Annotated in this window: 15 protein-coding genes; 1 reads left to right on the top strand and 14 read right to left on the bottom strand. The window is 70.0% G+C overall.

What is annotated here, in order from left to right; translation table 11 throughout:
* Positions 1-80 precede the first annotated feature (80 nt).
* The 5 genes from mfd to JW876_08005 are packed head-to-tail and all read right to left on the bottom strand — an operon-like array spanning position 81 to position 9,476.
* A complete protein-coding gene (mfd, locus tag JW876_08025; GenBank protein ID MBN1885453.1) occupies positions 81-3,530 on the bottom strand; it encodes a transcription-repair coupling factor in 3,450 nt (1,149 codons plus the stop codon).
* On the bottom strand, positions 3,520-5,613 hold the full coding sequence (locus JW876_08020) for a BatA and WFA domain-containing protein (GenBank protein ID MBN1885452.1): 2,094 nt from the start codon (positions 5,611-5,613) through the stop codon (positions 3,520-3,522). Before JW876_08020 ends, mfd begins: the two co-directional genes overlap by 11 nt.
* A 49-nt stretch (positions 5,614-5,662) precedes the next feature.
* Positions 5,663-6,589: a DUF58 domain-containing protein gene (locus JW876_08015; protein ID MBN1885451.1), complete on the bottom strand. Its 927-nt coding sequence runs from the start codon at positions 6,587-6,589 to the stop codon at positions 5,663-5,665.
* On the bottom strand, positions 6,586-7,587 hold the full coding sequence (locus JW876_08010; GenBank protein ID MBN1885450.1) for a MoxR family ATPase: 1,002 nt from the start codon (positions 7,585-7,587) through the stop codon (positions 6,586-6,588). Before JW876_08010 ends, JW876_08015 begins: the two co-directional genes overlap by 4 nt.
* A complete protein-coding gene (locus JW876_08005) occupies positions 7,584-9,476 on the bottom strand; it encodes a S9 family peptidase (protein MBN1885449.1) in 1,893 nt (630 codons plus the stop codon). The genes JW876_08010 and JW876_08005 overlap by 4 nt, the downstream gene beginning before the upstream one ends.
* A gap of 465 nt (positions 9,477-9,941) precedes the next feature.
* Here JW876_08005 and JW876_08000 point away from each other — a divergent pair, with 465 nt between their 5' ends.
* Complete coding sequence (locus tag JW876_08000; GenBank protein MBN1885448.1) at positions 9,942-10,373, top strand: Hsp20/alpha crystallin family protein; 432 nt, start codon at positions 9,942-9,944, stop codon at positions 10,371-10,373.
* An 81-nt stretch (positions 10,374-10,454) separates the two neighbouring features.
* Here the strand turns inward: JW876_08000 and JW876_07995 are convergent, their stop codons facing one another.
* From JW876_07995 to JW876_07955, 9 genes are all read right to left on the bottom strand, one after another.
* Positions 10,455-10,910, bottom strand: coding sequence for a polymer-forming cytoskeletal protein (locus JW876_07995; protein ID MBN1885447.1), 456 nt, complete (start codon positions 10,908-10,910; stop codon positions 10,455-10,457).
* A 13-nt stretch (positions 10,911-10,923) separates the two neighbouring features.
* Positions 10,924-11,706: a M23 family metallopeptidase gene (locus JW876_07990; protein MBN1885446.1), complete on the bottom strand. Its 783-nt coding sequence runs from the start codon at positions 11,704-11,706 to the stop codon at positions 10,924-10,926.
* An 18-nt stretch (positions 11,707-11,724) separates the two neighbouring features.
* Positions 11,725-12,576 carry a ParB/RepB/Spo0J family partition protein gene (locus JW876_07985; protein MBN1885445.1) on the bottom strand — a complete coding sequence of 284 codons (852 nt, stop codon included), beginning with the start codon at positions 12,574-12,576 and terminating at the stop codon, positions 11,725-11,727.
* A gap of 1 nt (position 12,577) precedes the next feature.
* The gene (locus JW876_07980; protein ID MBN1885444.1) at positions 12,578-13,369 is read right to left on the bottom strand and encodes a ParA family protein; all 792 of its coding nucleotides are present in this window, start codon (positions 13,367-13,369) and stop codon (positions 12,578-12,580) included.
* Between the two features lie 2 nt (positions 13,370-13,371).
* A complete protein-coding gene (locus JW876_07975; GenBank protein ID MBN1885443.1) occupies positions 13,372-14,580 on the bottom strand; it encodes a right-handed parallel beta-helix repeat-containing protein in 1,209 nt (402 codons plus the stop codon).
* A gap of 471 nt (positions 14,581-15,051) precedes the next feature.
* Positions 15,052-15,717 (bottom strand): class I SAM-dependent methyltransferase, encoded by a 666-nt coding sequence (locus JW876_07970; protein ID MBN1885442.1) that lies wholly within the window; start codon positions 15,715-15,717, stop codon positions 15,052-15,054.
* The gene (gene mnmG / locus JW876_07965; protein ID MBN1885441.1) at positions 15,714-17,573 is read right to left on the bottom strand and encodes a tRNA uridine-5-carboxymethylaminomethyl(34) synthesis enzyme MnmG; all 1,860 of its coding nucleotides are present in this window, start codon (positions 17,571-17,573) and stop codon (positions 15,714-15,716) included. The genes JW876_07970 and mnmG overlap by 4 nt, the downstream gene beginning before the upstream one ends.
* A gap of 78 nt (positions 17,574-17,651) precedes the next feature.
* On the bottom strand, positions 17,652-19,022 hold the full coding sequence (gene mnmE / locus JW876_07960) for a tRNA uridine-5-carboxymethylaminomethyl(34) synthesis GTPase MnmE (protein MBN1885440.1): 1,371 nt from the start codon (positions 19,020-19,022) through the stop codon (positions 17,652-17,654).
* Positions 19,023-19,071: 49 nt separating this feature from the next.
* A partial coding sequence (locus JW876_07955) for a hypothetical protein (GenBank protein ID MBN1885439.1) occupies positions 19,072-19,362 on the bottom strand: 291 nt, incomplete at its 5' end.

Here is a 19,362-nt window from a genome sequence, read left to right as displayed (position 1 = left end):
ACGGAGCCTTTCGGCCCGATCGTTCACGTATCGTTCCGTGCGGATCGGCGGCGCCGGTCCGCTTCAGCCCTTAAACTATGTTATGTAGCAGAAAATTCCAATAATTTCAACAGCATCTCGACATCGGCGAGCGCCGCCTCCTCCCGCTCGCGCGGGCTGCGTCCGGCCCTGCCGGCGGTTACCGGCGGATCGACGGTCAGCGAGAACCCCCCCTCGGCGTGGAACGAGATGCGCCCCGCGAAGGCCTCGACGATCCGGGCGATCGCCCGGCGGCCCGGGACGCCGTCGGGGCGGAAGCCGACCCGCAGCCGCCCCGCGTGGTCCGCCTCGACGAATTCGATCCCCGCGGACCGGGCCCTGAGGCGGATCTCGACGAGCCGCAGCATGTTCAGCGCCGTCTCGGGGGCCGTTCCGAACCGGTCGCGCAGCTCCGCGCGCATGTCCTCCACCGCGTCGACGGTTTCGATCCGTGTGAGCCGGCGGTAGATGTCCATCCGCTCCTCCGAGTCGGCGACGTACTCGCCCGGGAGGTAGGCGCGCAGGGACATCGACACGCGCGCCTCCGCCGTCTCCTCGGGCTCCTCGCCCCTGAGCCGGGCCACCTCGTCGCGCAGCATCCGCGAGTAGAGATCGAGCCCGACCGCGCGTATCTGACCCGACTGCTGCGGGCCGAGCAGGTTTCCCGCTCCGCGGATCTCGAGGTCGCGCATCGCGATGCGGTAGCCCGCGCCGAGGTAGTCGAACTCGCCGATCGCCTGGAGCCGCTTCATCGCCGTCGGGGTGAGGGTCCGCCCGCGGGGGACGAGCAGATAGGCGAAAGCCTTCCGGTCGCTCCGGCCGACACGCCCGCGGAGCTGGTAGAGCTGGGCCAGCCCGAAGCGGTCGGCCCGGTTGATGATGATCGTGTTGACGTTCGGGAAATCGAGCCCCGCCTCGATGATCATCGTGCAGACGAGGACGTCGAACCGCCGTTCGAGGAAATCGATCATCCGGCGCTCGAGCTCCCGCTCCTTCATCTGCCCGTGCGCGTGGGCGATCCGCACGCGTTCGGGGAGGAGCCTGCGGAGGAACCCCTCCATCACCTCGATCGACTGCACCCGGTTGTGCACGAAGAAGACCTGGCCGCCGCGGTCGACCTCGCGCATCACGGCGTCTCGGATCCGTTCGTCGTCGAAGGGGAGGATCTCGGTGTGGATCGGGAGCCGGTTGCGCGGGGGGGTGTCGATCACCGAGAAGTCGCGGATCCCCGAGAGGGCCATGGAGAGGGTGCGGGGGATCGGCGTGGCCGTCATGCTGAGGACGTCGACGGTCTTCTTGAGCTTCTTGAAGGCCTCCTTGTGGCGGACGCCGAAGCGGTGCTCCTCGTCGATGACGGCGAGACCGAGATCGCGGAAGACGACGTCCTTCGAGAGCAGCCGGTGCGTGCCGACCACGATGTCCATCCGCCCGGCGGCGATCGCCTCGATCGTCTTCTTCTGCTCCCTGGCCGTCACGAAGCGGCTCAGCATCCCGTGGTTCACGGGAAACCCGCGCAACCGCTCCTCGATCGACTGGTGATGCTGCATCGCGAGAACGGTCGTCGGAACGAGGACGGCCACCTGCTTGCCGTCCATGACCGCCTTGAAGGCGGCCCGGAGGGCCACCTCGGTCTTGCCGAAGCCGACGTCGCCGCAGAGGAGACGGTCCATCGTGCGCCCGCTCTCCATGTCTTCCTTCACCTCGGCGCTCGCCTGGAGCTGGTGGGCCGTCTCCTCGTAGGGGAAGGAGGCCTCCATCTCCTTCTGCCAGGGGGTGTCGGGCCTGAAGGCGTGCCCCTCGGCGAGGCGGCGGGCGGCGTAGAGCTCGAGAAGGTCGCGCGCGATCTTCTCCGCGCTCTTCCTCGCCCGCTCGCGCGACCGCGCCCAGGCGGCGCCGCCGAGCCGGGCGAGCGACGGCTCGCTCCCCTCGGCGGCGACGTACTTCTCCACCATCCGCAGGCGGGTGACGGGAATGAAGAGGCGGTCGTCCCCCTCGTAGCGGATGTCGAGGCACTCGGTCCGCCCCCCCTCCCGCTCGAGCACGCGCATTCCCATGTACCGCCCGATCCCGTGGTCGACGTGGACGACATGGTCGCCCGGCTGGAAATGCGAGGGATCGTACGTGAGCGACCGGCTCTTCGCGCGGGGAACGAGGTAGGGTCGATGGTACCGGCCGAAGACCTCCTCCTCGCTGAGCATGAGGACGCCGGCGTCGGGCCAGCGGAACCCGCTCGAGAGATCGCCCACGGGAAAGTCGATCTCGAGGGCGACCTCGTCGAGCAGATCCTCGGCGCGGTCGCGCTGGAAGGGGTTCGAGCAGAAGAGGAAGACGCGCGTCGAGTTGGCCAGGGCGGCGCGGACGTCCCGCTCGAGGCCGGCGAGGTTGCGCCGGTAGTCGGGGGGACGGGTCGTCTCGAAGCGCGCGGCCCCCTCGCGCCACAGGTCGAGGAGTTGGAGGACGCGGAAGCTCGCGAGCCGCTCGCGCAGCTCCTCTCCGGTCACGTAGACCCGGTCGGGGGCGGGGTAGCGATGCCCCTCCTCCCGCGACCGCTCGAAGCGGGTGGCGATCTCCCCCTGGAACTCGCGCGCGAGGGTCTCCAGCTCCTCGGCGCCGGCGAGGACGACGAGCGGATCGTTCGCGAAGCAGGAGAAGACCGGCTGCACGTCGTGGACGTCGGCCGCGTAGTGCTCCATCCCGTAGAAGGAGATCCCGCTTTCGAGCCGCTCGGCGGGCAGGAGCGCCCGCGCCCGCTCGTCGGGAGGCAGGGCCGCCGCCTCGAGCTCGAGACGCTCGCGGAGCCGTGCGAGCCCCGCCGCGTCGGGAACGAAGTGGTGGACGGGATGGACGACGACCGTTCCCGTCTCCCCGGCGGACCGCTGCGTCTCGATGTCGAAGCGGCGCATCGAGGCGATCTCGTCGCCGTCGAACTCCATCCGCACGGGATCGTCGGCGGCGATGGGGAAGAGGTCGAGGATCCCGCCGCGCAGGGCGAACTGCCCCTTCCCCTCGACCGTCTCGCGCCGCTCGTAGCCGAGGTCGACCAGGCCGGCGGCGAGCTCGTGGGGATCGCGCTCCGTTCCGCGCTCGAGGCGCACGAGGATCCGGCGGAAGAGCTCCGCGGAAACGACCTTCTTCATCGCCGCGCGGAAGGTGCAGACGAGCACCCTGCATCCGCCCTCGGCGAGGATCTCGAGGGCCTTCATCTGCATGCCGGCGAGGTCGCGGTCGGGCTCGTGGTAATCGTAGGGGAGCATCTCGTCCTCGGGGTAGAAGACGACCCCCCGCAGGCCGAAGAGCTCGAGGTCGATCGCCGTGTCGCGAGCGCCGACCGGGTCGGCGGCGATGACGAGCATCGGCTCGGCGCGTGTCTCGGCGAGGGCGGCCACGAGGAGCGACCGGGCCCCGCCGCGCAGCCCCGCCGCGGCGGCGTCGGCGCCCGCAGGCGCGAGGCCGGCGGCGAGCGTCCGGAAGGCCGGCGTCTCGCGGATGCGCGACTTCAGGTCATCCCACATCGCCGGACCTCCCCGCCTTCTGCGCCGCGACGAGCTCCGCGGCGAGAAGGGCCAGCGCGACTGCGGCGAGCTGCGTCGATATCTCCCTGCCTTCCCGCGCGTCCCGGACGCGCTCGGCGACCGCCTCGCCCGGCGCGACGACCGCCGCGTGGGCGAAACCCAGCGAGTCGGCGGCGGCCCGCGGATCGATGGGCGAGAGGTCCGACTCGAGGCGGCAGTCGGGATTCACCGCGACGAGCCGCGTCCCGGCGGGACCGCGGATCTCGGCGAAGCCCGGCTCCCCGGCGGCGACGCCTCCCGGCCCGGGGCGCGCGATCGCGCCCCCGGGAAGAAGGACCGTCTCCGCCGTCCCGGCGAAACCGAGAACCTCGCCGACGAGGAGGCCGGCGGGCGCGGCTGCCTCCCCTCCCGGCGCGAGGAGGGCCTGCTGCACGAGGGGGAGAAACCAGGGCGAGAGGACGAGGGCGCCGCTTCCGGGTTGCAGGCAGGCGAAGACGACCTCCCCCTCGCCGCGCGCCTCCCGCCAGACGAGGGGGCTTCCGTCGTCGAAGCGCAGCTCGGCGGCGCCGGCGGGGACCCCCCGCACGACCGCTCCGCCGGCGATGCGGATCCGGGAGAGCCGCTCGATGTCCTCGCGGTCGAAGGGAGCGAGGAGCGCCGTCCCCGGCACGGGGTCGATCAGCCGGGCGAGGCCATCGGGATCGCCGAAGCCGATGTCGAGCCGCCGCCGGGAGAGCCGCCGCGCCGTCTCCTCCGTCTCTGGCAGGACGAAGAGGAGCGCGTGGCCCCCCTCCTCGACGAACCGCTCGATCAGCGCGATATCCCCCGGGAGCGGGCCGCGTCCCGGGCCGAGGACGACCGCCCCGGTCTCAAGGTCCGCCGAGGTGAACTCCCGCCATCCGCGCCTGACGAGGGCGATGTCCCCCTCCGAGCCGTCCGGGGCGAGCGCCTGCTCGAGGTAGAGGGCGTCGCCGTCGGCGAGCAGCAGGGCGTCGAGGCGCTCGCGCACCTCGACGGCGAAGCGCCGCGTGTCGTCGGCGGCGAGGCGGTCCGGCGCCGAGCGGGCCTCGCACCGCAGCCACCCGGCCCGCTCGGCGGGAAAGACGAAGCGCTCGACGCGACGGCCGTCCGGCGGAACGACCGTCTCCCGCTCGGCGATACGGTGGCCGTCGACGAGGACGCGCAGGGGCGTTGGCGCGCCGGCGTTCCCCGCGCCGCGGAGATGGACGGCGATTCCGATCGCCTCGCCGCGGTGAACGACCGTCCGCGGCGCGTCGATCCGTTCGATCGCCGTGTTGTCCGTCCCGGTTGCCCGCACGGGGAGAAGGAAGGCGCGGACGAACCCGTCGTCCGCCCGGTCCGTGACCTGTCCGCCGTCGCCGGCCGTGTCGCCCGCCGCCTCGCCGCGTTCCCGCTTCGGCGCGCCGGCCGCCGCCCGCTTCGTTTCCGCCGCGGGGCCTTCCAGGCCGAGGGCGCCGCGCTGGAAATCCGAGACGAGGTAGAGCTCGCGGGCGGGAAGATCGGCCCTGGCGAAGGCGCGCCGCGCCTCCCGCACGGCGGCCCGGAGATCGGTCGTCCGCCACGAGACGCCGGCGGGGCGAACAACCGACATCGCCGTCCCGCGGTCGAAGGGCGCGGCGTCGAGGACCGTCTCGGCCCGGTCGTCGAAGAAAATCACCGTGAGCTCGTCGCCCGCCTCGAGCCGGTCGAGGACCTCGGCCGCCCGTTCTTTCGCCGCGTCGAGGACCGTGCCGCCCCCCGTCGCGGCGCCCATGCTCCAGGAGCGGTCGACGAGAAGGACGACGGACCGCGGCGCCGCGGCGGGAAAGAGCCCGGCGAGCCCGCCGCGGACGACGGGACGGGCGAAGGCGAGGGCGAGCAGGGCCACGGCCGCCATCCGCAGGACGAGGAGGAGGAGCCGCCGGAGATCGACGCGGCGCATGCTTTGCCGCTCCGAGGGGCTGAGGAAGCGGAGGCTCCCGAAGGGGATCTCGGGGATCCGGCGCCGGCTGAGCAGGTGGATCACGAGGGGCACGCCCGCCGCGGCGAGGAGGAAGAGGGCCCAGGGCTGCAGGAAATCCATCGTCCGCGTCACCTCCCCCGCGGCGCACGGCGCCGCGGCCGTCCGCCCGTCACCTCAGGCGCCGCCGCTTGCCGAGATAGGCCGCGAGGGCGCCGTCGAAGGGCGTCGCCGTCGAGACCGGCACGTAGTCGATCCCGTGCTCCACGCACCGCCGCTCGATCGCCCCCTTCCACGCCCGGACGCTCCGTCGGTACTCGTCCCGGAGAAACCACGGCTGCGCCCGGAGGGTCTCACCCGTCTCGAGGTCGCGGAAACGCGTCTCGCCCCGGAAGTCGAGGTCCTCCTCGCGCGGGTCGAGCAGGTGGAAGACGATCACCTCGTGTCCGCGGTGGCGGAAGCGCCTCAGCCCGGCCGCCACCTCGTCGGGGTCGTCGAGGAGATCGCTCACCAGGACGACGAGACCGCGCCTGGTGACGAGCTCGGCGAGGTCGTTGAGCGCCCGGCTGATCCCCGTGCGCGCGCCCGGCCGGACGGCGTCGAGGGCGCTCAGCAGCTGGAAGAGATGGCGCTTCACCGACCGGTGGGGCAGGTACTCGTTCACCCGCTCGTCGAAGAGGGCGAGTGCGACGGCGTCGCGCTGCCTGACGAGCAGCCAGGCGAGGGCCGCGCAGAGCAGGGCCCCCCACCGGAGTTTCGAGACGCCGCCGCCCTCCGCGTACCCCATCGACCCGCTTCGGTCGAGGAGCAGCGTCGCGCGGAGGTTCGTCTCGTCCTCGAAGACCTTGACGTAGTGCCGGTCGGTCTTCGCGTAGACCTTCCAGTCGACGTTCCGCGCCGACTCCCCCGGCCCGTACTGCCGGTACTCGGCGAACTCCACGGAGAAGCCGTGGTAGGGGCTGCGGTGCAGCCCCGCGATGAACCCCTCGACGATGAGCCGCGCCCGGAGGTCCATGTTCTCCAGGCGGCTGACGACCTCGGGGCGCAGGAATCCGCCCGGGTTCGACTCGCCGGCACCCGCTTTTCTTCCTCCGTTCATCCGGACACGCCCTCGAGGAGCCGCCGGACGAGATCGTCGGCGGAGACGCCGTCCGCCTCGGCGCGGAAATTCGTGACGAGCCGGTGCCGCAGCACGGGGAGGGCGACGGCGCGAACGTCCTCCGTGTCGGGGGTCGTCTCGCCCCTGAGGAGGCTCCTCGTCTTCGCGGCGAGGACGAGATACTGGCCGGCCCTCGGCCCCGCCCCCCAGGCGAGGTATTCCCCGATTCCCGGCAACCCGGGCTCGCGGCTCGCGCGGACGAGCTCGACGGCGAACCGCAGGACGCGGTCGGCGACGGGGACCCGGCGGACGAAACGCTGGATGTCGAGGATCGCGCCGGCGTCGAGGACCGGCTCGGGCTCGGCGGGCGCCGCGCTCGTCGTCGTGTCGACGATCCGCATCTCCTCTTCCGCCGACGGGTAGCCGACGCGGACATCGAACATGAAGCGGTCGAGCTGGGCCTCGGGGAGGGGATAGGTCCCCTCGAGCTCGATCGGGTTCTGCGTGGCGAGGACGAAGAAGGGGGGCTCGAGCGGGTGGTCGCTCCCCCCGGCCGTCACGTATCCCTCCTGCATCGCCTGGAGGAGGGCCGCCTGCGTTTTCGGCGGCGTCCGGTTGATCTCGTCGGCGAGGACGACGTTGGCAAAGACCGGCCCGCGGATGAAGCGGAACACGCGCCGGCCCGTGGCCGCGTCCTCGTCGAGGACCTCGGTGCCCGTGATGTCGCCCGGCATGAGGTCGGGGGTGAACTGGACGCGCGAGAAGGAGAGGCGAAGGCACCGGGCCACCGTGGAGACGAGAAGGGTCTTGGCCAGCCCCGGCACGCCGACGAGCAGGCAGTGCCCGCCGGCGAAGAGGGCGGTCACCAGCTGCTCGACGACCTCCTCCTGCCCGACGATGACGCGCGCGATCTGCTCGCGCAGCCGCTCGTACGCCTCGCGGCACGCCACGAAGACGCGCTCGTCCTCCGGCCGTCCGCCGCCCTCGCGCCCGGTCACGATTTCGTCTCCCCCGGGGCGGCCAGGTGCTCGTCGAGGAAACGGAGGATCGCCCGGTACCCCTCGATACGGTTCTCCTTCTTGAGGAAGCCGTGCCCCTCGTCCTCGAAGACGAGATAGGACACCGGCACGCCGTTCTTCCGCGCCGCCGCGACGATCTCGTCGGATTCCACCTTGAGGACGCGCGGGTCGTTGGCCCCCTGGAGGACCATGAGCGGCCGGACGATGCGCTCGGCGTGGAAGAGTGGCGAGATGCCCCGCAGGTACTCCCCGTCGACGGACGGATCGCCCATCTCCGTGTAGAGCGCCGCGCGGAAGCTCTCCCACCAGGGCGGGATGTTCTCGAGCGTCCGCACCCAGTTCGAGATGCCGAACAGGTCGACGCCGACGGCGAACGTTTCCGGGCGGAAGGCGAGCGCCGCGAGAACCATGTACCCCCCGTACGAGCCGCCGATGATCCCGATCCGTTCGGGGTCGACCCACCCGGTCGACGCGAGGTACCCGGCCCCCCGGACGCAGTCGTCGAGATCCTCGTCGCCGTGCTTCATGTCGTCGAGCTTGAGGAAGGTCTTCCCGTAGCCCGAGGAACCGCGGTTGTTGACGTCGAGGATCGCGTAGCCGTGGTTGACCAGGTACTGCCTGAGCGCGCTGTAGCCGATGCGCGCCTGGCCGCCCGGTCCGCCGTGCACCATGACGAGCGCCGGCGCCCTGCGATCCTTCGTGGCCCCTTTCGGCCGGTAGAGGACGGCGGGGATCCGGAGGCCGTCGAAGGACTCGTAGCGGACGACCTCGGCGTCGACGAGGTCGTCGGTGTCGATCCCGGGATTCATCGAATCGGTGAGGCGGCGGTGCCGGCCCGACGCGAAGTCGTACACGTAGAGATTCCGCTCGGTGCGCGCGCTGCTCGCGTAGAAGCGCATGAAGCGCTCGCTCGGCGAGATCCCCACCGACACGACGTCGCCGGCGGGCAGCCCGGGGAGCTCGATCGCGCGGCCCGTCGCCGTCTCGGTGACGCGGATCTCCGTTTGCGCGTCGTTGTTGACCGCCGTCACGCGGTAGCTCCCGCCGTGCGAGACGTAGGAGTAGAGGATGTCCCAGTCGTGCTTCTCGACGAGCTCCGTCTTTCCCGTCGCGATGTCGTAGCTCTTCAGATAGCGGAACTCGCTCTCCTCGTCGGTGAGAAAGCGGAGCGTCCGCGAATCGGGGCCGAAGTCCGTCGGCGCGAAGAAGACCTCGCCCACGTGCGGCGTGATGTGCCGCACCTCGCCCGTCGACCGGTCGTACAGGTAGATGTCGCGGTCGCTCGTCGTGCGCGTCTTCGAGAACGCCATGTAGCGCATGTCGTTCGAGACCGCGCCGAACTCGTAGCCGGCGTCGTTGAGGTAGATCATCTTCGCCGAGAAATCGGCGGCGTCCATGATGTAGACGTCCATGAACCGCTCGTCCCGGGCGTTCGACCCGTAGAAGAAGTGCGTCCGCTCGTGGTTCCAGCCGTAGAAGACGGCGCGCGCCGCCTCGCCGGGCGTCAGGTCGCGCGCGGAGCCGTCCTTTTCCTGCAGGAAGATGTGCGAGATCTCGTTGCCGCCGCGGTCGCTCGAGTAGAGGAAGCGGTCGTCGCCGGGCAGATAGGACAAGGCGAAGATGTTGTCCCCGGCCGAGAAGGTGAGCTGCGTCGGCTCGCCGCCGGCGACGGGGATCGAGTAGGCGTTGAAGATCCCGTCGCGGTCGCTCGTGACGAGAAGACGCTCCTCGTCGTGCGAGAATGATCCGCCCGACCAGGAGACCGTGCCGAGAAACTCCTCGATCGTGTACCGTTTCGCCTCGCGTGAACAGCCCGCCGCGACCAGCGCGACGAGTGCGAGCGCGGCGAGCGCGCGCATGGTCTTCATCCTGCCTCCCTTGCATGCTCCGAAGCGCCGTCCGCTCCCCGGGGCGGGGAGCGTTCCACTGTCAGTTATACGGGAAATCGCCCCGGCGTTCCACACCGAATTATCCCTCGCGGCTCGACCGTGCCGGAGCAGGACGAGCTCCGCCGTCTGCGAGCCGCCGGGCGTGGCGATCCGGCAGAAGCAGGCCCCCGGCGCCGCGCGCCGCCCTGCCGCCACGACGCGCCATAATGACACGCGACACCCGCCTGCCTGTGCCATCATGGCGCACCCCTGCCATCGACGAGGGCTTTTTGGCGGTGCGCGGTCGGTGAACGGCGGTGGAAAAAAGCCGCATCGCTCGCCATATCAAGCGCTTATGGAGCAGTCTCGCGGATTGGCACGTCCCGTGCGATAGAGATGGTCGTGCGACCTGAACAACGGGCAGACGAGAACAGAGAGTCGTTTCTGAACACAGGAGGTACGGTCATGAGGCTCGTAAAATGGAATCCCGGTTATCTGCACCCGCTCAATCGCAACATGGACGATCTCTTCGACGGGTTCTTCGGCGTGCCGTTGGCTCGCGAGCGGACCTGGGCGCCGCGAGTGGACGTCCACGAGCACGAGGACCGCTTCGAGCTCCAGGCCGAGATCCCCGGCATGGAGAAGGAGGAGATCAGCATCGAGGTGCAGGAACGCATGCTGGCGATCCGCGGCGAGAAGAAGGTCGAGGAGGAGAAGGACGAGGCCGGGTGCCACATCCGCGAGCGTCACTGGGGACGGTTCGAGCGGACCTTCACGCTCCCCGAGAACGTCGATACGGCGAAGATCGACGCCGCCTACCGGAACGGCGTGCTGACGATCGGCATCCCGAAGAAGGAAGAGGCGAAGCCCAAGGAGATCAAGGTCGAGGTGAAGTAGCCGGTCGAACGGCACGGAACGACGACGGGGCGCCGCGGGGCGCCCCGTTTTTCGTTTCTCTTTCTTCCGGCGGGATCGCCGCTACTTTGCCCCGGCCGGCTGGGGATTCTTCTTCTCGCCCATCGGCGGGAGCGCTCCCGGCCGCGTGGCGCTGTCGGGGCTCATCTTGCAGTTCCCCTCGAAGAAGACGCCCTCGTCGATGACGAGACGCGTCGTCTTGATGTCGCCCTCGAGATGCGAGCCGGCCTGCAGCTCGATCTTCTCCTTCGCGTCGATGTTCCCGATGACCGTGCCGCCGACCATGGCGTTGCGCACGGTGACGTCCGCCTTGACCTTGCCGCCCTTCCCGACGATGAGCGTGCCGGGGCAGTTGACCGTGCCCTCGAACTCGCCGTCGATCCGCAGCGTGCCGTCCTTGACGTCGATCGTTCCGTTGATCTTGCATCCCTGCCCGATTATCGAGTTCATCTTGCCCTCCGCGACCATGCCCTCGCCTTCCTTGCCGAACATCGCTTCCTCCTTCTTGCCTCTCGCCATCCGGCTTCCTTCCTTACTTGATCAGGTATTTCAGCGGATCGACGGGAACGTTGTTCTCCGTGACCGCGAAATGCAGGTGCGGGGCCGAGCTCCGGCCCGTGTCGCCGGAGAAGGCGACGGTCTGCCCGCGTCCCACGCGCTCGCCCTTCATAACTACCAATCTGCCGTTGTGCCCGTAAAGTGTTTTTATCCCGACGCCGTGATCGAGCAGGACGTAATACCCCCAGATGTCGTCCCAGCCCGCCTCGACGACCGTGCCCGGGGCCGCCGCCCGCACCGGCGTTCCCCGCGGCACGCCGATGTCGATCCCGGCGTGGTACGCCTGGTCCTCCTCGCCGCCGGTGACGCTGAATCCCCTGGTGATGTATCCCTTCACCGGCCAGGAGGAGGGCAGCGCCCGGAGGATCGTCTCCTCCTCGCTCGGGGTGACGGCGGACCCGTCCTCCGCCCCCGCCTCGTCGGCGACGCGGATCGCGACGCTGTCCTCTGGGCTGATCTCGAGCCCGAGCATCCGCCGGACCTGCAGGTCCATCGCATGCAGGCGCAAGAGCTTCCTGGTGAGATCCCCGATCTGCTCGTTCCGCCTGGTGAGCTCGGCCACCTGCCGCTCCAGCATCACCGTCTCCTGCGCCTTCACGAGGAGCCTGCCGTAGGTCGCCATGAAGACGACCATCGCGACGAGCCCCGCGCCGAGCACGACGACGAGCAGGTAGAAGAGCGGGTACGGGACGCGGTAGGTCCGCGTCTTCTTGAGGTCGTGCGGGACGACGATGATGGAGAAGGTTTCTTTCTTCATCGTTACGGGAGATCGCGACTAGAACGTCGTGTCGACCCCCATCGCCTCGAGGAGGCGTTCGAGCTCTTCGTCGGAGTAGTACTCGATGGAGACGATCCCCCCGCGGCGGCGCGGCGTCACGCGCACGCGCGTGCCGAGGCGCATCTCGAGCCGTTCCTCGACGGCGCGCAGCTGCGGATCGATCGGCGCGCGCTTCCGGCCTCGGCGGGTCTTTCGCGGCCGCTCCCGCTCGACCTCCCGGACGGTGATCCCCTCCTCGACGACGCGGCGCGCGAGCTCGATCTGCCGCTCGGCCCCCTCGACGGCGAGGATGGCGCGCGCGTGGCCCGCGGTGAGTTTTCCGTCGGCGAGCATCCCGACGACCTCGTCGGGCAGCTTGAGCAGGCGGAGCGTGTTGGAGACCGTGCTGCGGTCCTTGCCGAGGATGTCGGCGATCTCTCTCGCCGTCAGGCCGTGCTCGTCCTGGAGCGCCTGGTAGCCGCGCGCTTCCTCGATCGGGTTGAGGTCCTCGCGCTGGAGGTTCTCGAGCAGGGCGAGCTTCAGGGAATCGTCGTCCTCGATCCGCCGGACGATCGCGGGGATCGTCGTCTTGCCCGCCAGGCGCGAGGCGCGGAACCGCCGTTCGCCGACGACGAGCTGGTACCGGTCTCCGCTGCGGCGGACCACGACGGGCTGCAGGACGCCGAAACGGCCGATCGAATCGGCCAGTTCGCGGAGGTGCCCGTCGTCGAAGGCGTTCCGGGGCTGGTGGGGATTCGGATCGATCCGGTCGATCTCGATCTCGATGATCCGCTCCGTCTCCGACACGCTCTCCCGCATGTCGGGGGAGATGAGCGCGTCGAGACCCCGGCCGAGGACCCGCTTGCGCATCCTACGCACCTCCCGCGGCCGAGCGGGCGCCGGCCCCGGCCTGTTTTTCTATAAACTCTTGTGCCAAGCGAAGATAGCTCCGCGACCCGGCGCTCTGCACGTCGTAGAGGAGCACCGGCTTCCCGAAGCTCGGACACTCGCTCAGCCGGACGTTGCGCGGGATGATCGTCTCGTAGACCTTCTCGCCGAAGTAGGAGATCGCCTCGTCGGCCACCTGGCTCGAGAGCTTGAGGCGCTTGTCGAACATCGTGAGGAGCACGCCCTCGATCCGCAGGTCGGGATTGAGGTGCTTCTGGACCATCCGGATCGTGTTGAGGAGCTGGCTCAGCCCCTCGAGCGCGTAGTACTCGCACTGGATCGGGATGAGGATCGAGTCCGCGGCGGTGAGGGTGTTGAGCGTGAGAAGCCCCAGCGACGGCGGGCAATCGATGATGACGTAGTCGTAGCGGCCGACGATCTCGTGCAGGGCGCCCTTGAGCTTGCGCTCCCGCGCGATCTGCGAGACGAGCTCGATCTCCGCCCCGATGAGGCGCGGGTGCGAGGGGATCACGTCGACCAGATCGCCCGGGCGGATCGCCTCCTCGGCGGTCGCCTCGCCGATCAAAACCTCGTACACCGTCGGCTCATCCTCGCCTGCGCGGATGCCGAACCCGCTGCTCGCGTTCGCCTGGGGATCGGCGTCGACGAGCAGCACCTTCTGCTCGGCGGCGCCGAGGCTCGCGCTGAGGTTCACCGCCGTCGTGGTCTTGCCGACGCCGCCCTTCTGGTTGGCGACGGCCGTGATCTTGCCCATCGTCACCTGCCGCGCCGCTCGGCCGTGGCGGCGAGCGGCTCCTGGTCGAGCCAGGGAATGAAATCGACGCGTGCGCCGATGGCGCCGTCGTCGAGGTTGTCGAAGATCCGGTCGGCGATCGTCACCGAATCGGTCGCCGCCCAGTAGTTGTTTTCCGCGTCGATCGCCGCAACCTCGCCGTAGGGACGGAGCAGCCGGATGTCGTAGCCCGTGCCCCCCGCCGGCCCGTTGAAGAAGAAGGTGCAGCCGTGCACGACGGGCGCGGCGTCGCTCACCAGCTCGATGCCGTTGCCGTCGTTGCTCGCGATGAGACAATTCGTTATCGTGACGACGCTCGCCCCGCTCAAAGACACGCCGGGGCCCCCGCTGTACCTGATCGAGCAGGCATCGAGGAGGACATCGGCGTTGATCGCGACGACTCCCTTCCCGTTGTCCCAGACCGTGACGCCGTGCAGTTCGGCCGACGCCTGGTCGGACACGGAGATCCCGTTGCCGTCCGTGCCGAAAACGCTCGAGCTGTCCATGGCGAGCTCGGCGAAGTCGCTCGCGGTGACGCCGTACTGGGAGTTGTAGACGTTCATGTGGGCGATCTCGCCCCTGGCCTCGGCGCCGACGAAATACACGCCGCCCCAGGTCTCGTCGTCTCCCGGGCACCCGCTCGGGCCGATCGACACGGGATCGTCGTCGGTCCCGTTCACGCGGAGCGTTCCCCGGACGTCGAGCCCTCCCGTCTCGCTTTCGACGACGATCTTCACGCCCGCCTCGATGATGAGCGTCGTCGCCTGGCCGATCTCGATCGGGAAGAGATCGGTGATGATGTAGGTCCGCCCCTCGTCGCTCACCGTGACGACGCCCGTCGGCTTGTCGGGAAAGAGCGCGGCGACGTCGATCTCCGTCGAGAGCGAGGATTCGTCGATGCCGTCGCTCGCGCGCAAGGTGACGGTATAGACGCCGGGCACGGCGGGGGCCGTCCAGTCGACGCTCGCGCCTCGCCCGTCCGGCGGATCGAAGACGCCGGCCTCCGCCGTCCAGCGCAAGGAGATCTCGTCCGCGTCGATATCCTCGGCCGCCCCGACGAGCGTCACCGTTCCTCCCGGCGCGATCGTGCATTTCGTGATCTCGATCGTGAGGCCGGCGGGGGGATTGTTCGAGAACGTCGTCTCGCTCTCGCACCCCCACAGGGCTGCAATCGCCGTTGAAAAAACGAACAAGGCAATGATACTCTTCGCGTTGCGCGACATGTGCTCCTCCCGTGAGGCTGCGGTGGGGAATCACGGGTAGTATAGGAGCCGCCCGGCGTGAATGCAACGCCAAAACAGGCGTCCAACGGATTTTCGCGCCAACCCGGCGCCACCTCGCCTGATCCGCGGAACCTGCCGAACGCCCGCCCCCCCCCGTTTCACGTGAAACAGGGGCTTCGCGCCGGCGAGGAACGTCAGATAAAGAACCCGCCCCCCCCGGGAACGTATCGCGCGAAACCGATGCCGGTTGCAGGCGCGGGGTTTTTTGCCGTCTCGGCCTGCGCCCCGGGGCGCCACGCGAACAAACGGCCGCCGGCAGGCGGCTCTAACCCTTGTTTTGTCTGTTCCGGGCAAAACGATGCCCCCGGCCGCCGCGAGGCGCTTCGGGCGACCGCCGCGGTCGCCTCGTTCGTTTCACGTGAAACGCGGTCTCCGGGAATGTCAGCCGGCGTCGGCGTTCCGCTTCCGGAACATGACCATGAGGCCTCGGTTGGCGGGAAGGGGGGCCTCGGCGACGAAGGCCATGTCGCCGGCCGGCTTTTCGTCGAGTTCCTCGCGCCACCCGTCTCCCTTGATCGTGATGTAGGTTCCGCCCCCGCGCAGAAGCGTCGCCGCGAGGGGCAGCGCCAGGGGCAGGCGCCCCGCCGCCCGCGTCGCGACGACGTCGAAGGGGCGGGCGGGCGGCTTGCGGACGGGATCGCTCCCCTCCGCGGCGAGTCCCGGCATGCCGAGAATGGCGACGACGCGCTCGAGAAAACGCAGCAGCTTGTCTTTCCGCTCGAAGAGGACCACGTCGAGATCGGGTCGTGCGATCTTGAGGACGACGCCCGGAAATCCCGATCCGGCGCCGACGTCGGCGACCCGGCAGGGCCGTTCGTTATCGAACGCCCCCCGACTCGCGGCGAAATCGGCGAGCAGCCAGGAATCGACGAGGAGAAGGACGATGTTCTCGTCGAGTCGCCCGCGCCCGACGAGGTGGAGCCGCGAGCCCCACCTGGCGAGCTCGTCGACATAGCGGCCGAGATATTCGCGGGATGGGTCGTTTACCGTCACGCCGGCCGCCGAAATCCGCCGTATCGCCGCCGCGGCGAGGCCCTCGCCGGTCATGGCGTCCCCTTCCCGCGTCTCCGTCGATCGAGAAAGACCATGAGTATCGACAGGTCGGCGGATCGCACGCCGTCGATCCTCGATGCGGCCCCGAGCGTTGCGGGACGGAAGCGATCGAGCTTCTCCCGTCCCTCCCGGCTCAGCGCGTCGATGTCGTAGGAGAAGTCGTCCGGGATCCGTGTCGTCTCCATCGAGAGCATTTTCTCGGCCGTCCGGCGCTGGCGCCGGATGTAGCCGTCGTAGGCGACGCGGACGCCGAGAGCGAACCGGCCACGGTCGTCGAGTCCGAGCGTTCCGCCGGGAAGTTGCCCCTCGATCGCCTCGAGGCCGACACCGGGGCGCTGCAGGAGTTGCAGGGCGGAGACGCGCCCCGTTTCGTTTCCGCCGAGCGCGTTCGCCACCGCCGCGGGCACCGTTTCGGCGGCGATCCGCCGCAGGGCGCACAAAACGCGCCGCCGGCGCCTGGCCGCGTCCCGCCAGCGTTCCGCGTCGACGAGGCCGAAGCGGACCCCGTAGCGGTACAGCCGCTCGTCGGCGTTGTCCTGGCGGAGCAGCAGGCGGTATTCGGCGCGCGAGGTGAACATGCGGTAGGGCTCGACGATCTCTTTCGTGACGAGATCGTCGATCAGCACGCCGATGTAGGCCTCGTGCCTGCCGGGCACGAACGGGCGCTCGTTCCTGAGCCCCAGGCAGGCGTTGATGCCCGCGACGATCCCCTGCGCCGCCGCCTCCTCGTACCCGGAGGTCCCGTTGATCTGCCCGGCAAGGAAGAGCCCCGGTATGAGCCGCGATTCGAGGGTGGGGCGCAACTGGCGCGAGGAGAGGACGTCGTACTCGATCGCGTACCCGTAGCGGACGATCCGCGCCTGCTCGAGGCCGGGGATCGTCTGGATCATCCCCTCCTGCACGTCGACGGGCAAACTCGTCGCCAGGCCGTTCACGTAGATCTCGTCGACGTCCCGTCCCTCGGGCTCGAGAAAGAGGAGGTGCCGGTCACGGTCCCCGAAGCGGACGACCTTGTCCTCGATCGACGGGCAGTACCGCGGGCCGACGCCGGTGATCTGCCCCGAGAAGAGGGGAGCGCGATCGAGATTCTCCCTGATCAACCGGTGCGTTCGCTCGTTCGTCCAGGTGATCCAGCAGGAGACCTGGTCGACGTCGAGGCGCCCCGTTTCGAAGGAGAAGGGCGACGGCGGCTCGTCGCCCGGCTGCTCGCGACAGCGGCCGTAGTCGACCGTGTCCCGCGCGATCCGCGGCGGCGTGCCGGTCTTGAGCCGGCGCCGCTCGAGGCCGAGCCCGGCGAGCTGGTCGGTGAGGCCGATCGACGGGCGCTCCCCCTCGCGGCCGCCGGGGATGCGCCGTTCGCCGATATGCATGACGCCGTTCGGAAAGGTCCCGAGGGCGAGGACGACGCGACGCGCGGCGATCCGCCCGCCGCCCTCCATGACGACGCCCTCGACGCCGTCGGCGCCGATCTCCAGGCCGACGACCTCCCCCTCGACGATGTCGAGCCCCGCCTGCGCCTGCAGGACGGCGAGCATCCGCTCGTGGTACGCCGCCTTGTCGGCCTGCGCCCGCGGCGACCACACGGCCGGCCCCTTGCCGCGGTTCAGCATCCGGAACTGTATCCCCGTCAAATCGATGCACCGGGCCATCTCGCCGCCGAGCGCGTCGATCTCGCGGACGATCTGCCCCTTGGCGAGGCCGCCGATCGCCGGATTGCACGGCATCCGGGCGATATCGCCGATCCGCAGCGTCGCGAGGACGGTCCCGTGCCCCATTCTCGCCGCCGCGAGTGCCGCCTCGCACCCCGCGTGCCCGCCGCCGACGACCAGGACGTCGCATCGGCGAGTCATCGTGCCGCCTCGGTTCGGCCACGGGGGGCGTTTCGTTCGGGAATCATTATTGATATGTTCATAACTAATTATATTCTTTTACTTGCCAATGCAGAAGCGACTGAAGATCTCGTCGAGGATGCGGCCGGCGACCTCGCGGCCGGTCACCCGGCCGATCGACTCGATCGCCTCGCGCAACTCGATGGAGAGGATCTCCGCCGGTCGCTTGTCGCAAACCGCCTCTCCGAGGCGCCCGAGCGCCGCCGCCGCGGCCGAGAGGGCCTCCCCCTGCCGGGCATTCACGGCGATGCGTTCCCGCGCGAGCCACCCCGCCCGCCCCCCGGCGGCCAGGTCGTGGAGAAGCGCCCTGAGACAATCGAGCCCCTCCCCCGTCTTCGCCGAGACGACGATCGTGGCGCCTTCCCCGGCCTCCCCGGCGAGGGCGCGCACGTCGTCGCGGAGCCCCAGGTCGGCCTTGTTGAAGACGCGGACGACCGGCGCTTCCCCCAACCGCTCCCGCTCCCCGGCCGCCGCCGCCGTCCACCCCTCGTGCCCGTCGACGACGAAGAGGACGATATCGGCGCGTGCGGCGGCCTCCCGTCCGATGGCCATTCCCCGCTCCTCGATCTCGCACGCCGTATCGGCGAGCCCCGCCGTGTCCTCGAGATGGTACGCGAATCCCCCGATGTGGATCCGCTCGCGCAGAAGATCCCGCGTCGTTCCCGGCAGGGCGGAGACGATCGCGCGCTCCTCGCCGAGGAGCGCGTTGTAGATGCTGCTCTTCCCCGCGTTCCGCGGGCCGGTGATCGTGACACGGATTCCCCCGCGGAGCCGTCCACCGGCCCGCGCCGAGGCGGCGAGTTCCCCGAGCTCGCCCCGCGCCGCCGCGGCCGCGTCCCCGAGCGCCTCCCGATCGACCGGGCCGACCTCCTCCTCCTCGACGAAATCGATGGAGGCCTCGACGAGGGCGAGCTGCGTCCGCAGCCGGTCCTCGATCGCCTCGAGCCGCCGCGAGAGCCCGCCGCGCAGCATGCCGAGGGCGACGTCCCTCGCGAGACGCGTCTCGGCGGCGATGAGATCGGCGACCGCCTCGGCCTGGACGAGATCGATCTTGCCGTTCGAGAAGGCTCGGCGCGTGAACTCGCCCGGAGCCGCCGCCGCGGCCCCGAGCCGCATCGCCTCGGCAACGATCTCCCCGGCGACGAACACGCTGCCGTGGCAGAAGATCTCGACCATGTCCTCGCCGGTGAAGCTGTCGGGCGCCTGCATCACGACCGCGGCGACCTCGTCGATCGCCGCGCCGTCCGCGCCGGCGAGCGTCGTCCGCCGGAGCCGCCGCGGCGGCCACGCGGCCGCCCCCGGCGACATGGCGTCGAGGATCCGCGCCGCCTCGCCGCCGGAAAGCCGCACGACGGCGATCGCGGACTCGCCCGGAGGCGTGCTCAGGGAGACGATGGTGTTCGTGTGCATGCCCGGTGGGTGGAAGGCGGCCGGCGGCGCGCCGCCGGCCCCTGTCCGTCTATCGCCTGGGCCGCCGGTTGTCGTGCCCGCCGGCCCGGTCTTCCGGCGCGACGCAGACCTTGCGCATCTCGCCGCTGCCGACCGTGTAGGAGGTGATGCCGTCCTCGTCGGTGAGGGCGAGGTGGACGATCCGCCGCTCGGCCGCCTTCATCGGCTCGAGCGAGACCTCCCTGTTCTGGCTTCGCGCCTTCTCCGCGGCCTTGATCGCCTTCTGGCGGATGATCTCGTGACGATTCTTGAGGTAGCCGCCCACGTCGAGCGTGAGCCGCTGGTACCCGCCCATCCGGCG

The sequence above is a fragment of the Candidatus Krumholzibacteriota bacterium genome (assembly GCA_016931295.1).
Taxonomy (GTDB): Bacteria; Krumholzibacteriota; Krumholzibacteriia; order Krumholzibacteriales; family Krumholzibacteriaceae; genus JAFGEZ01.
The sequence above is the reverse complement of the archived record's forward strand: the minus strand, read 5'-3'. Positions and strand labels throughout refer to the sequence as shown.